This window comes from Pseudomonas sp. W5-01, assembly GCF_046540435.1.
Taxonomy (GTDB): Bacteria; Pseudomonadota; Gammaproteobacteria; order Pseudomonadales; family Pseudomonadaceae; genus Aquipseudomonas; species Aquipseudomonas graminis_B.
Map to the genome: position 1 here is coordinate 1 of NZ_JAXCIP010000007.1, position 14315 is coordinate 14315.

Sequence of the window (14315 nt, forward strand, 5' to 3'; positions counted from 1 at the left end):
ATGCATCGCCGATGGTAGTGTGGGGTTTCCCCATGTGAGAGTAGGTCATCGTCAAGATTAAATTCCAGAACCCCATTTGCGAAAGCAGATGGGGTTTTGTTTTTGCGCGCGGAAAAAGCTGCCAACTAACCCTCCCAACCAATTAGAGCTCAAGCGCAGTACGCCTGCGGCCCAAGTGGTGAAACGTATGCTTGCGCAGGTCTTCTGTATGGCTATCATGCGCGTCTACTACTAGGCACTCTCACTCATGCATACACTGCTAAAGCTACTTGAAGACGGTGCGTTTCACTCCGGCGAGGATCTGGGGCTTGCGCTGGGCGTCAGCCGGAGCGCCGTCTGGAAGAAGCTGCAGCAGGTCCAGGCTGACCTCGGCATAGAAATTTACAAGGTGCGCGGTCGTGGCTACCGATTGGCGTCGCCGCTGTCCTTGCTGGACTATGAGGCGCTGCGCCGGGAGCATGTCGGGTTGGGTTGGACGTGCAGGATTCACGAAATTATCGACTCAACTAATGCTGAAGCCATGCGAGTAGCGAATTCAGGCGCTGAACTTCCTTGCTTGGTTCTTGCAGAGCGGCAGGCGGCTGGCCGCGGCAGGCGTGGCCGTCAGTGGGTAAGTCCTTTCGCTGAAAATCTCTATTACAGCCTCGCCTTGCGTCTGGATGGCGGGACGCGCCGCCTGGATGGCCTCAGTCTACTCGTAGGCCTTGCTGTGGTAGATACGCTGCGAGAGCTCGGTATTGGTACTGCGGGGCTAAAATGGCCTAACGACATTCTGGTCGGCGGTAAGAAGATTGCTGGGGTTCTGCTCGAAGTCACCGGCGATCCTGCCAATGTATGTCATGTAGTGATTGGTATTGGGATCAACGTAAATATGCGTGAATCCATTAACGTAGACCAGGCTTGGACTTCATTGGCTCTGGAGCTTGTGCATGTTCAGGATCGGAATCGCGTTGCTTGCGCGCTCAGTCGAAATCTCAGCGTTTATCTTGCTGGTCATCAGGAGAAAGGCTTTGCGGCCTACCGAAAAGATTGGGAAGACAAGCACTTATGGCAGGGCCTTGCGGTCGCTCTCACTACGGGTGCGAAGATCACCCGGGGTGTGGTCTTGGGAGTTGGTGACGATGGAGCGCTACGGCTGGAGGTAGGTGGCCGTGAGGAGCAGTTTGCCGGGGGGGAGGTGAGTCTGAGGCTCGAGGGTAATTAGGGTAGAGATAGGAGTTGGTAGATATGCATTCGGATGCGTGTTGTCTATGAGGTGATTATGCCCTGGGCGTTTTTTTTGTTGCTCATGTTGAACGGTCTTTATTTTGTCTGGCATCAGCAGGATGCGCCGCTACGCCCGAAAGAGGTCGAGCCGCTGTTAACCCATCGATCATATGGCCAGGATATTCGGCTGCTTAGCGAGTCCGGATTGGGTAGGGGTAAGGAGCGGATGGACGCAGAGCAAGAGAAATGCCTCTATTTGGGCGGCACCGCCAAGCGGGCTGAGGTGACGCTTCTCGAGCAGCGCCTTGTTGCGTTGGATATCGATACTCACCTGGGAAAGCGCCTGGATCAGCAAGGCAGCGTGTTTTGGCTAAAAATTGCACCTGCGAGTAGGCGGCTGGTGAGCGATGCGCTTATCGCCGAGCTCCGTGGAGATTTTCCCATGCTAAAAAATGAAATAATGTCGTGTGAAGGCATTGCAACCCCAGATTAGTTTGAATAGAATGGCGCCCGCTTCGCAGTGCAGATCACTTGATTCGTACTGGTGTAGCAAGAGTCAATGCTTGTAACCTCAAGTTTTTATTGAGAAAAAGGTTGACAGAAGGGTGGCATGATATAGAATGTTGCCTCGCTTAGGAGGGGTTCCCGAGCGGCCAAAGGGATCAGACTGTAAATCTGACGTCTACGACTTCGAAGGTTCGAATCCTTCCCCCTCCACCATATTTTGAGCGTAAGCAGCAAAGCTCAGCGGGTATAGTTTAGTGGTAGAACCTCAGCCTTCCAAGCTGATGATGCGGGTTCGATTCCCGCTACCCGCTCCAAGTTTGCTGGTTGTGCAATGTGTTTTGCTCTTGTAGCTCAGTTGGTAGAGCACACCCTTGGTAAGGGTGAGGTCAGCGGTTCAAATCCGCTCAAGAGCTCCATTACTAAGGCAGATATGTGAGTATCTGCCTTTGTTTTAGCCGCCAAGAATCCCGGGATCTTTACGCTCTTGGTAAGCTGGTGCTGCAGTGAGTCGATTTTTGCGATCGCATTATCGAGTTGCTGTTGAAATCTTCCTGTCAGGTCCGCATAATGTTCGGCCTGATTTTGCTTTTAGGTCAGTAGCTCAATTGGCAGAGCGACGGTCTCCAAAACCGTAGGTTGGGGGTTCGATTCCCTCCTGACCTGCCAGATTCTCAAATGTATCTGGCTTTCTTTTCACAGGATTTTAGTAGATGAATCCAAAGGCTGAAGCCCAAGACTCCCGGTTTGATCTCGTGAAGTGGCTTGTAGTAGTGCTTCTGGTGGTCGTGGGTGTCGTTGGAAATCAATACTATTCTGCGCAACCAATCCTGTATCGCGTTCTTGCCCTGCTTGTAATCGCCGCCGTGGCAGCCTATGTGGCGCTGCAGACGGGGAAGGGCAAGGCTTTCTTTGTTTTGGCCAAGGAAGCGCGCGCTGAGATTCGTAAAGTCGTGTGGCCTACGCGCCAAGAGACTACCCAGACCACTTTGATCGTGGTTGCAGTGGTTCTTGTGGTGGCGCTGCTGTTGTGGGGGTTGGATTCCCTGCTCGGCTGGCTTGTTTCCTTGATTGTCGGCTAAGGGTGTCCCGTGGCTAAGCGTTGGTACGTAGTGCATGCCTACTCGGGTTACGAGAAGCATGTCATGCGCTCACTGGTTGAGCGCGTAAAGCTTGCAGGCATGGAAGATGGCTTCGGCGAAATTCTGGTCCCTACTGAAGAAGTGGTGGAGATGCGTAACGGCCAGAAACGCAAAAGTGAACGTAAGTTCTTCCCTGGCTATGTGCTTGTCCAGATGGACATGAACGAAGGTACCTGGCACTTGGTTAAGGATACTCCTCGTGTCATGGGCTTCATTGGCGGCACTGCAGACAAGCCTGCCCCAATTACCGATAAAGAAGCTGAAGCCATTCTGCGTCGCGTCGCTGATGGCAGCGATAAGCCAAAGCCAAAAACTCTGTTCGAGCCGGGCGAAGTCGTTCGTGTTACAGACGGTCCGTTTGCTGACTTCAACGGTACCGTTGAAGAGGTCAATTACGAGAAGAGTCGGATCCAGGTGGCCGTGCTCATTTTCGGACGCTCCACTCCGGTGGAGCTGGAGTTCAGTCAGGTCGAAAAGGCGTAACTGATCTCAGAATCCCATACCCCGCAGCCTTGGGCTGTGGGGTTTTTTCGTCACCGGGATAAACGCGCAAGTAACCGGGGAGCCTCTCGAGGCGCTAGAACCCGTAATTGGAGTGCCTCATGGCCAAGAAGATTACCGCTTACATCAAGCTTCAAGTGAAAGCCGCTCAGGCTAATCCGAGCCCGCCCGTTGGTCCTGCACTGGGTCAGCACGGCGTGAACATCATGGAGTTCTGCAAAGCGTTCAACGCCCGTACTCAGGGTATTGAGCCAGGCCTGCCGACTCCTGTGATCATCACTGTTTACAGTGACCGCAGCTTCACATTTGAAACCAAAAGCACCCCGGCTTCGGTACTGCTGAAAAAAGCAGCTGGTTTGACCAGCGGCTCGGCTCGTCCGAATACCGTAAAAGTTGGCACTGTGACCCGTGCTCAGCTTGAAGAAATCGCCAAGGCAAAAAATGCCGACTTGACCGCTGCTGATATGGACGCCGCCGTGCGTACAATCGCCGGTTCCGCTCGTAGCATGGGCCTTAACGTGGAGGGTGTGTAATGGCTAAGCTGACTAAGCGCCAAAAGGCTATCGCTTCCAAGGTTGAAGCTGGCAAATCGTATAACTTCAACGAAGCTGCTGCCCTGCTGGCTGAGTTGTCGACAGTGAAGTTCAGCGAGTCCGTAGACGTTGCTGTGAACCTCGGTGTTGACCCACGTAAATCCGACCAGGTTGTACGTAGCGCTACCGTACTGCCACACGGCACTGGCAAGACCGTTCGTGTAGCCGTATTTACTCAGGGTCCAGCTGCTGAAGCTGCTCTGGCTGCCGGTGCTGACCGCGTTGGTATGGACGATCTGGCTGCTGAAATGAAGGGCGGCGATCTGAACTATGACGTCGTTATTGCCTCCCCGGACGCAATGCGTGTTGTTGGTCAGTTGGGTCAGATCCTCGGCCCGCGTGGCCTGATGCCTAACCCGAAGGTCGGTACTGTTACTCCAGACGTAGCCACTGCCGTTAAAAATGCCAAGGCTGGTCAGGTTCGCTATCGCACCGATAAAAACGGCATTATCCACACTTCCGTTGGCAAGGTCGGCTTCGAAGCAGACAAGCTGCGTGAGAACGTTGAAGCACTGATCGCTGATTTGAAGCGTATCAAGCCTGCTTCCTCGAAAGGTATCTACGTCAAGCGCGTAACCCTGAGCACCACTATGGGCCCAGGCTTGGTCATCGACCAAGGTTCGTTGGACGCGTGAGACTGGCACGGCGCGGGTAACCGCGCCGTTGCGAAAATTGGGGTCCCTGCCTGGCGGGGGCTATCCAAGACCGTAGGCGGCGAAAGTCTTAAACCTCAAGCCTACGCAGATGGTGCTCCCGGTTCCTTACCGAATCAGACACCAAAACGACATCCGGCTCAGGTCAGATGAAACGGTAACAAGCAGGAGTTAAACCCGTGGCAATTAAACTCGAAGACAAGAAGGCCATCGTCGCTGAAGTCAACGAGGCTGCCAAAAACGCTCTGTCTGCTGTTGTGGCTGATGCCCGCGGTGTGACAGTAGGCGCGATGACCGGACTCCGTAAAGAGGCTCGTGAAGCTGGCGTATACGTGCGTGTCGTACGTAACACTCTGCTCAAGCGCGCCGTTGCTGACACTGAATACAGTGTCCTCAACGATGTGTTCACCGGCCCGACCTTGATCGCGTTCTCCAATGAACACCCTGGCGCTGCTGCCCGTTTGTTCAAAGAGTTCGCTAAAGGTCAGGATAAGTTCGAGATCAAGGCAGCTGCGTTCGAGGGCAAGTTCCTCGCACCTAATCAGATCGACGTACTGGCAACATTGCCGACCCGCAACGAAGCGATTTCGCAGCTGATGAGCGTGATTCAAGGCGCTACCAGCAAGCTCGCTCGTACACTGGCGGCCATCCGCGAACAGAAAGAAGCCGCTGCAGCCTAAGGGCAGGCACTTCCTCTCGCGTATTTTTGTTTATTTCGATGGTCGCGTAGGCCGTCCCCCAATTCAGGAATTAGAGTCATGTCTATCTCTCAAGACGATATCCTCAACGCCGTAGCTGAAATGTCCGTTCTGCAGGTTGTAGAGCTGATCAAAGCATTCGAAGAAAAATTCGGTGTTAGCGCTGCCGCTGCTTCCGCTGGTCCAGCTGCTGCTGCTGCCGTTGTTGAAGAGCAAACCGAATTCAACGTCATGCTGCTGGAAGCGGGCGAGAAGAAAGTTAACGTCATTAAAGCAGTTCGTGAACTGACCGGTCTGGGCCTGAAAGAAGCCAAGGCAGTCGTTGACGGCGCTCCAGCAATGGTCCTGGAAGCAGTAGCAAAAGACGCTGCTGACAAAGCCAAGGCTACCCTGGAAGAAGCAGGCGCTAAAGTCGAGCTGAAGTAAGCATCGACTTTGCGTTTCCAGCCCAAGCGTTAAGCGAAAGGCTGATGGCTGGTGGCTTCTGCCACCGGCCTTTTTCCGTTGTTGGCAGCTGATTCGGTTAGCGCTGATTACGTGATCTACCCACCTTGAACGGTGGCGCGAACCATGGGGTTCGCAAGATTTTTCTGGCTGCTCCCGTCGGGAGGAGCCAAACAAGCAGGTGACCAAGCTGGGGAACGCTGATGGCTTACTCATATACTGAGAAAAAACGTATCCGCAAGGACTTTAGCAAGTTGCCGGACGTCATGGATGTGCCTTACCTCCTGGCCATCCAGCTGGATTCGTATCGTGAATTCTTGCAAGCGGGAGCGACTAAAGATCAGTTCCGCGACGTGGGCCTGCATGCGGCCTTCAAATCTGTTTTCCCGATCATCAGCTACTCCGGCAATGCTGCTTTGGAGTATGTGGGTTATCGTCTGGGCGAACCGGCTTTTGATGTCAAGGAATGCGTGCTCCGCGGTGTGACATACGCCGTACCTTTGCGGGTAAAAGTACGTCTGATCATTTTCGACAAAGAATCGTCGAATAAAGCGATCAAGGACATCAAAGAGCAAGAAGTCTACATGGGTGAAATCCCCCTGATGACTGAGAACGGTACCTTCGTTATCAACGGTACCGAACGAGTGATCGTTTCCCAGCTGCACCGTTCCCCAGGCGTGTTCTTTGACCACGACCGCGGTAAGACGCACAGCTCTGGCAAACTGTTGTACTCGGCTCGCATCATTCCTTACCGTGGTTCGTGGCTGGACTTCGAATTCGATCCGAAAGACTGTGTCTTCGTACGTATCGACCGTCGCCGCAAACTCCCTGCATCGGTTCTGCTCCGTGCATTGGGTTACACCACTGAAGAAGTGCTGGATGCCTTCTACACCACCAACGTATTCCACGTTCATGGCGAGAACCTGAATCTGGAGTTGGTGCCTCAGCGCCTGCGTGGCGAAATTGCCGTTCTGGATATACTGGACGACAAGGGCAAGGTCATTGTTGAGCAAGGCCGTCGTATCACGGCTCGCCACATTAACCAGCTCGAAAAAGCGAACATCAAGACCCTTGAAGTTCCGCTCGACTACGTAATCGGCCGCACTAGCGCCAAAGCGATCGTGCACCCGGCGACGGGTGAGATCATTGCCGAGTGCAATACCGAACTGAACACCGAGATCCTGGCGAAGATCGCCAAGGCTCAGGTTGTCCGTATCGAGACGCTATACACGAACGATATCGACTGCGGCCCGTTCATTTCCGACACCTTGAAGATCGACTCGACCGGCAATCAGCTTGAAGCCCTGGTCGAAATCTATCGGATGATGCGTCCTGGCGAGCCACCTACCAAGGATGCTGCCGAGACCTTGTTCAACAATCTGTTCTTCAGCCCAGAGCGTTACGATCTGTCGGCTGTAGGTCGGATGAAGTTTAACCGTCGTATCGGTCGTACCGAGATCGAAGGTTCTGGCGTGCTCCACAAAGACGACATCGTCGCTGTGCTGAAGACTCTGGTCGACATCCGTAACGGTAAAGGCATCGTCGATGACATCGATCACCTTGGTAACCGTCGCGTTCGTTGTGTAGGTGAGATGGCCGAGAACCAGTTCCGTGTAGGTCTGGTGCGTGTTGAGCGCGCGGTCAAAGAACGTCTGTCGATGGCGGAAAGCGAAGGCCTGATGCCTCAAGACCTGATCAACGCCAAGCCTGTAGCGGCGGCGGTGAAAGAGTTCTTCGGTTCCAGCCAGCTTTCACAGTTCATGGACCAGAACAACCCGCTGTCCGAGATCACTCACAAGCGTCGCGTCTCTGCACTCGGCCCTGGTGGTCTGACGCGTGAGCGTGCTGGCTTTGAAGTCCGTGACGTACACCCGACTCACTACGGTCGCGTGTGCCCGATTGAAACGCCGGAAGGTCCGAACATTGGTCTGATCAACTCCTTGGCTGCCTATGCGCGCACCAACCAGTACGGCTTCCTCGAGAGCCCGTACCGTGTGGTTAAAGATGCTCTGGTAACTGACGAAATTGTTTTCCTCTCGGCTATTGAGGAAGCAGATCACGTCATTGCCCAGGCTTCTGCCGCAATGAACGACAAGAAGATCCTGATTGACGAGCTGGTTGCTGTTCGTCACTTGAACGAGTTCACCGTCAAGGCGCCGGAAGACGTCACCCTGATGGATGTTTCGCCGAAGCAGGTTGTATCGGTCGCGGCATCGCTGATCCCGTTCCTTGAGCACGACGACGCCAACCGTGCGTTGATGGGTTCGAACATGCAGCGTCAGGCTGTCCCAACATTGCGCGCTGACAAGCCGCTGGTTGGTACTGGCATGGAGCGCAACGTTGCGCGTGACTCCGGTGTTTGCGTCGTGGCCCGTCGTGGCGGCGTGATCGACTCGGTAGACGCCAGCCGTATCGTGGTTCGTGTTGCAGATGACGAAGTTGAGACAGGCGAAGCCGGTGTCGACATCTACAACCTGACCAAATACACACGTTCGAACCAGAATACCTGCATCAACCAGCGTCCGCTGGTGAGCAAGGGTGACCGCGTTCAGCGTAGCGACATCATGGCTGACGGCCCGTCCACCGATATGGGTGAACTGGCGCTGGGTCAGAACATGCGCATCGCGTTCATGGCGTGGAACGGCTTCAACTTCGAAGACTCCATCTGCCTGTCCGAGCGTGTTGTTCAGGAAGACCGCTTCACCACGATCCACATTCAGGAACTGACCTGTGTGGCGCGTGATACCAAGCTCGGGCCTGAAGAGATCACTGCCGACATCCCTAACGTGGGTGAGGCAGCACTGAACAAGCTGGATGAAGCTGGTATCGTTTATGTAGGCGCTGAAGTCGGCGCAGGCGACATCCTGGTAGGTAAGGTCACTCCGAAAGGCGAGACCCAGCTGACCCCGGAAGAGAAGCTGCTGCGTGCGATCTTCGGTGAAAAAGCAAGCGACGTTAAAGACACGTCCTTGCGCGTGCCTACCGGTACCAAAGGCACCGTTATCGACGTTCAGGTCTTCACTCGTGATGGCGTTGAGCGTGATGCTCGTGCGCTGTCCATCGAGAAGAGCCAGCTCGACGAGATCCGCAAGGACCTGAACGAAGAGTTCCGCATTGTTGAAGGCGCAACGTTCGAACGTTTGCGTTCCGCTCTGGTGGGTCGTACCGCTGAAGGTGGTGCTGGCCTGAAGAAGGGGCAGGAAATCACCAATGAAATTCTGGACGGCCTGGAACACGGTCAGTGGTTCAAGCTGCGCATGGTCGAAGATGCGCTGAACGAGCAACTCGAGAAAGCTCAGGCTTACATCGTCGATCGTCGCCGTCTGCTTGACGACAAGTTCGAAGACAAGAAGCGCAAGCTGCAGCAGGGCGATGATCTTGCTCCAGGTGTACTCAAGATCGTCAAGGTTTACCTTGCCATCCGCCGTCGTATCCAGCCTGGCGACAAGATGGCCGGTCGTCACGGTAACAAAGGTGTGGTCTCCGTGATCATGCCGGTTGAAGACATGCCGCACGATGCCAACGGTACTCCGGTAGATATCGTCCTCAACCCGTTGGGTGTACCTTCGCGTATGAACGTCGGTCAGATCCTCGAAACCCACCTCGGTCTCGCGGCTAAGGGGTTGGGCGAGAAGATCAACCGCATGCTTGAAGAGCAGCGTAAAGTCGTTGAGCTGCGTAAGTTCCTGAACGAGATCTACAACGAGATTGGCGGCCGTCAAGAGAGTCTAGATGACCTGTCTGATCAGGAGATTCTGGATCTGGCGAAGAACCTGCGTGGCGGCGTTCCAATGGCTACCCCGGTATTTGACGGTGCGAAGGAATCCGAAATCAAGGCAATGCTCCGCCTGGCGGACATGCCGGACAGTGGCCAGATGCAGCTGTTCGACGGCCGTACCGGCAACAAGTTTGAGCGTCCGGTCACCGTTGGCTACATGTACATGCTGAAGCTGAACCACTTGGTGGACGACAAGATGCACGCGCGTTCCACTGGTTCGTACAGCCTGGTTACTCAGCAGCCGCTGGGTGGTAAGGCTCAGTTCGGTGGTCAGCGTTTCGGGGAGATGGAGGTTTGGGCGCTGGAAGCTTATGGCGCGGCGTACACTCTGCAAGAAATGCTCACAGTGAAGTCGGACGACGTGAACGGTCGGACCAAGATGTACAAGAACATCGTGGACGGCGATCACCGTATGGAGCCGGGCATGCCCGAGTCCTTCAACGTGTTGATCAAAGAAATCCGTTCGCTCGGTATCGATATCGATCTGGAAACCGAATAACACGTGACGCGAATCGAGGGTGGGTCGGTATGACTGCCCTCTGCTCCGCCAGGAGGAAAGGCCTTGAAAGACCTACTGAATTTGCTGAAAAACCAGGGTCAAGTCGAAGAGTTCGACGCTATCCGTATTGGATTGGCGTCGCCTGAGATGATCCGTTCGTGGTCGTTCGGTGAAGTTAAAAAGCCGGAAACCATCAACTACCGTACGTTCAAACCTGAGCGTGACGGCCTGTTCTGCGCCAAGATCTTTGGCCCGGTCAAGGATTACGAGTGCCTGTGCGGTAAGTACAAGCGCTTGAAGCATCGTGGCGTCATCTGCGAGAAGTGTGGCGTTGAAGTCGCGCTGGCCAAAGTCCGTCGTGAGCGCATGGCTCACATCGAACTGGCTTCGCCGGTAGCTCACATCTGGTTCCTGAAATCGCTGCCGTCCCGTATCGGCTTGCTGATGGACATGACCCTGCGTGATATCGAACGCGTTCTCTACTTCGAGAGCTATGTCGTTATCGATCCGGGCATGACCACGCTCGAAAAAGGGCAACTGCTTAACGACGAGCAATACTTCGAAGCTCTCGAAGAGTTCGGTGACGACTTCGACGCCCGTATGGGTGCCGAGGCTGTCCGCGAGCTGCTGCACGCTATTGATCTGGAACACGAGATTGGCCGGCTGCGCGAAGAGATTCCGCAAACCAACTCCGAGACCAAAATCAAGAAGCTGTCCAAGCGTCTGAAGTTGATGGAAGCCTTCCAGGGTTCCGGCAACCTTCCAGAATGGATGGTGTTGACCGTCCTGCCGGTTCTGCCGCCAGATCTGCGTCCACTGGTCCCGCTGGATGGTGGTCGTTTCGCGACTTCCGACCTTAACGATCTCTATCGTCGAGTGATCAACCGTAACAACCGTTTGAAGCGCCTGCTCGATCTGTCTGCTCCTGACATCATCGTGCGCAACGAAAAGCGCATGTTGCAGGAAGCTGTGGATGCGTTGCTTGATAACGGTCGTCGCGGTCGCGCCATCACAGGTTCGAACAAGCGTCCTCTGAAATCCCTGGCTGACATGATCAAGGGTAAGCAGGGCCGTTTCCGTCAGAACTTGCTCGGTAAGCGTGTTGACTACTCTGGCCGTTCGGTAATTACCGTAGGCCCGACCCTGCGTCTGCATCAGTGCGGTCTGCCCAAGAAGATGGCACTGGAGCTGTTCAAGCCGTTCATTTTCGGCAAGCTCGAGATGCGTGGTCTCGCTACCACCATCAAAGCTGCCAAGAAAATGGTCGAGCGCGAGCTGCCAGAAGTCTGGGACGTTCTCGCCGAAGTCATTCGCGAACACCCGGTGCTCCTGAACCGTGCGCCGACGCTTCACCGTCTGGGTATCCAGGCGTTTGAGCCGGTTCTCATCGAAGGTAAAGCGATCCAGCTGCACCCGTTGGTCTGTGCGGCATACAACGCCGACTTCGACGGTGACCAGATGGCTGTTCACGTGCCGCTGACGCTGGAAGCCCAGCTCGAAGCCCGTGCGCTGATGATGTCGACCAACAACATTCTGTCGCCAGCGAACGGTGAGCCAATCATCGTTCCTTCGCAGGACGTTGTATTGGGTCTGTACTACATGACTCGTGAAGCGATCAACGCCAAAGGCGAAGGTCGTGTATTCGCGGATCTGCAGGAAGTGGACCGTGTATTCCGTGCGGGCGAAGCCGCTCTGCATGCAAAAGTGAAAGTGCGCATCAACGAAACGATCAATGATCGTGACGGTGGCAGCGTCAAGAATACTCGTATCGTCGACACAACCGTCGGCCGTGCGCTGCTGTTCCAAGTGGTTCCGGCCGGCTTGTCATACGACGTCGTCAATCAGCCGATGAAGAAGAAGGCAATCTCCAAGCTGATCAACCAGTGCTACCGCGTGGTTGGCCTGAAAGAGACTGTAATCTTCGCTGACCAGCTGATGTACACCGGTTTTGCCTATTCGACGATCTCGGGTGTCTCCATCGGCGTTAACGACTTTGTTATCCCTGATGAAAAAGCTCGCATCATCGACGCAGCAACCGATGAAGTGAAAGAAATCGAGAGTCAGTACGCCTCCGGCCTGGTTACCCAGGGCGAGAAGTACAACAAGGTGATCGACCTCTGGTCCAAGGCCAACGATGAAGTCTCCAAGGCGATGATGTCGAACCTCTCGAAAGAGAAGGTTGTCGATCGTCACGGTGAGACCGTTGATCAGGAATCCTTCAACTCGATGTACATGATGGCTGACTCGGGTGCGCGGGGTTCCGCAGCACAGATTCGTCAGTTGGCAGGTATGCGGGGTCTGATGGCCAAGCCGGATGGCTCGATCATCGAGACACCGATCACTGCTAACTTCCGTGAAGGTTTGAGCGTTCTTCAGTACTTCATCTCGACGCACGGTGCTCGTAAGGGGCTTGCGGATACCGCGTTGAAAACCGCGAACTCTGGTTACCTGACTCGTCGTCTTGTAGACGTGGCACAAGATCTGGTCGTTACCGAGGTTGACTGCGGTACTGAACACGGTCTGGTCATGACGCCGCACATTGAAGGTGGCGACGTCGTAGAGCCGTTGGGCGAACGCGTATTGGGTCGAGTGATCGCCCGCGACGTATTCAAGCCTGGCACTGAAGATGTCATCGTTCCAGGCGGCACGCTGGTTGACGAGAAGTGGGTTGAATTCATCGAGCTGAACAGCATCGACGAAGTGATCGTACGTTCTCCGATCAGCTGTGAGACACGTTTCGGTATCTGCGCCAAGTGCTATGGCCGTGATCTGGCGCGCGGTCACCAGGTGAACATCGGTGAGGCGGTCGGCGTTATCGCGGCTCAGTCGATCGGTGAGCCGGGTACCCAGCTGACCATGCGTACGTTCCACATCGGTGGTGCGGCAAGCCGTACTTCTGCTGCTGACAGTGTTCAGGTGAAGAACGGCGGTATCGTTCGTCTACACAACCTGAAGCACGTTGAGCGTCTTGATGGTCACCTGGTCGCGGTGTCGCGTTCCGGTGAGTTGGCAATAGCCGACGAGTTCGGTCGTGAGCGCGAGCGCTACAAGCTGCCGTATGGTGCTGTGATTCTGGTGAAGGAAGGTGACAAGGTCGACGCCGGGTCCATCGTGGCCAAGTGGGACCCACACACTCACCCAATCGTCACCGAGATGAAAGGTACCGTGACCTACGTGGGCATGGAGGAAGGTATTACGATCAAGCGCCAGACGGACGAATTGACCGGTTTGACGAACATCGAAGTACTGGATGCCAAAGATCGTCCTGCAGCAGGTAAAGACATTCGTCCTGCGGTCAAGATGGTTGGTGTTGATGGTAAGGATCTGCTGCTGCCGGGTACTGACGTACCGGCTCAGTACTTCCTGCCGGCAAACGCCCTCGTCGGTGTTGCGGATGGTGTGCAAGTGGGTGTGGGTGACGTTATCGCCCGTATCCCGCAAGAGACCTCCAAAACCCGTGACATCACTGGTGGTCTGCCGCGCGTTGCCGACCTGTTCGAGGCGCGTCGCCCTAAAGAAGCATCGATCCTGGCTGAAGTCAGCGGTACGATCGCGTTCGGTAAAGAGACCAAAGGCAAGCGTCGTCTCGTTATCACGCCAAACGATGGTACCGATCCGTACGAAGAGCTGATTCCAAAATGGCGTCATCTGAACGTCTTCGAAGGTGAGCAAGTCAGCCGTGGTGAGGTTATCTCCGACGGCCCAAGCGATCCGCACGATATCCTGCGCCTGCTGGGTGTCAGCGCTCTGGCGAAATACATCGTCAACGAGATTCAGGACGTTTACCGCCTGCAAGGCGTGAAGATCAACGACAAGCACATTGAAACGATCCTTCGTCAGATGCTGCGTAAGGTCGAGATCGCTGAGTCTGGCGACTCCAGCTTCATCAAGGGTGACCAGATGGAGTTGACGCATGTCCTGGTTGAAAACGAGCGCCTTGCGACCGACGAGAAATTTGTTTCCAAATTCACTCGTGTGTTGCTTGGTATCACCAAGGCGTCGCTGTCCACCGAATCGTTCATCTCGGCGGCCTCCTTCCAGGAGACCACTCGCGTACTGACCGAAGCGGCGGTTACCGGCAAGCGCGATTATCTGCGCGGCCTGAAAGAAAACGTGGTAGTGGGTCGTCTGATCCCTGCAGGTACCGGTCTGGCATATCACAGCGAGCGCAAGCGTCGTCGTGAAGCCGACAAGCCGATGCGTGTAAGTGCGAGCGAAGTTGAAGCCGCGCTCACTGAAGCGTTGAACTCAAGCAGTAATTGAGAGTAGGGCCCCGATTTTCACAGTCATTGGTCTC

At 55.0% G+C, this 14315-nt stretch carries 10 protein-coding genes and 4 tRNA genes; all 14 read left to right on the forward strand.

The features are described 5' to 3' along the window. The first annotated feature begins 247 nt into the window (after nt 1-247). The 14 genes from birA to rpoC all read left to right on the forward strand — a co-directional run bounded on the left by birA (nt 248) and on the right by rpoC (nt 14281). Nucleotides 248-1204 (forward strand): bifunctional biotin--[acetyl-CoA-carboxylase] ligase/biotin operon repressor BirA, encoded by a 957-nt coding sequence (gene birA / locus SLW75_RS21015; protein ID WP_410935365.1) that lies wholly within the window; start codon nt 248-250, stop codon nt 1202-1204. A gap of 57 nt (nt 1205-1261) precedes the next feature. Beyond that, nucleotides 1262-1699 (forward strand): hypothetical protein, encoded by a 438-nt coding sequence (locus SLW75_RS21020; RefSeq protein ID WP_410935447.1) that lies wholly within the window; start codon nt 1262-1264, stop codon nt 1697-1699. Nucleotides 1700-1841: 142 nt separating this feature from the next. After that, nucleotides 1842-1926: transfer RNA gene (locus SLW75_RS21025), tRNA-Tyr, on the forward strand. 27 nt (nt 1927-1953) lie between these two features. Next, nucleotides 1954-2027: transfer RNA gene (locus SLW75_RS21030), tRNA-Gly, on the forward strand. 26 nt (nt 2028-2053) lie between these two features. Beyond that, a tRNA-Thr gene (locus tag SLW75_RS21035) sits at nt 2054-2129 on the forward strand. Nucleotides 2130-2303: 174 nt separating this feature from the next. Beyond that, nucleotides 2304-2379, forward strand: a tRNA-Trp gene (locus SLW75_RS21040). 44 nt (nt 2380-2423) lie between these two features. Then, nucleotides 2424-2792 (forward strand): preprotein translocase subunit SecE, encoded by a 369-nt coding sequence (gene secE, locus SLW75_RS21045; protein ID WP_410935366.1) that lies wholly within the window; start codon nt 2424-2426, stop codon nt 2790-2792. A 9-nt stretch (nt 2793-2801) separates the two neighbouring features. Then, entirely contained in the window at nt 2802-3335 is a 534-nt protein-coding gene (nusG, locus tag SLW75_RS21050) for a transcription termination/antitermination protein NusG (protein ID WP_003317113.1), read from the forward strand. Between the two features lie 119 nt (nt 3336-3454). Further along, nucleotides 3455-3886 carry a 50S ribosomal protein L11 gene (rplK, locus tag SLW75_RS21055; protein WP_037017696.1) on the forward strand — a complete coding sequence of 144 codons (432 nt, stop codon included), beginning with the start codon at nt 3455-3457 and terminating at the stop codon, nt 3884-3886. Next, nucleotides 3886-4581 carry a 50S ribosomal protein L1 gene (gene rplA, locus SLW75_RS21060; protein WP_065988464.1) on the forward strand — a complete coding sequence of 232 codons (696 nt, stop codon included), beginning with the start codon at nt 3886-3888 and terminating at the stop codon, nt 4579-4581. Before rplK ends, rplA begins: the two co-directional genes overlap by 1 nt. A 197-nt stretch (nt 4582-4778) precedes the next feature. Then, nucleotides 4779-5279: a 50S ribosomal protein L10 gene (gene rplJ, locus SLW75_RS21065; RefSeq protein ID WP_065988463.1), complete on the forward strand. Its 501-nt coding sequence runs from the start codon at nt 4779-4781 to the stop codon at nt 5277-5279. Nucleotides 5280-5357: 78 nt separating this feature from the next. Continuing rightward, nucleotides 5358-5723 (forward strand): 50S ribosomal protein L7/L12, encoded by a 366-nt coding sequence (gene rplL / locus SLW75_RS21070; protein ID WP_019409897.1) that lies wholly within the window; start codon nt 5358-5360, stop codon nt 5721-5723. A 221-nt stretch (nt 5724-5944) separates the two neighbouring features. Next, the gene (gene rpoB, locus SLW75_RS21075; protein WP_065988462.1) at nt 5945-10018 is read left to right on the forward strand and encodes a DNA-directed RNA polymerase subunit beta; all 4074 of its coding nucleotides are present in this window, start codon (nt 5945-5947) and stop codon (nt 10016-10018) included. 63 nt (nt 10019-10081) lie between these two features. Next, nucleotides 10082-14281 carry a DNA-directed RNA polymerase subunit beta' gene (gene rpoC / locus SLW75_RS21080; RefSeq protein ID WP_192133301.1) on the forward strand — a complete coding sequence of 1400 codons (4200 nt, stop codon included), beginning with the start codon at nt 10082-10084 and terminating at the stop codon, nt 14279-14281. Nucleotides 14282-14315: the final 34 nt, after the last annotated feature.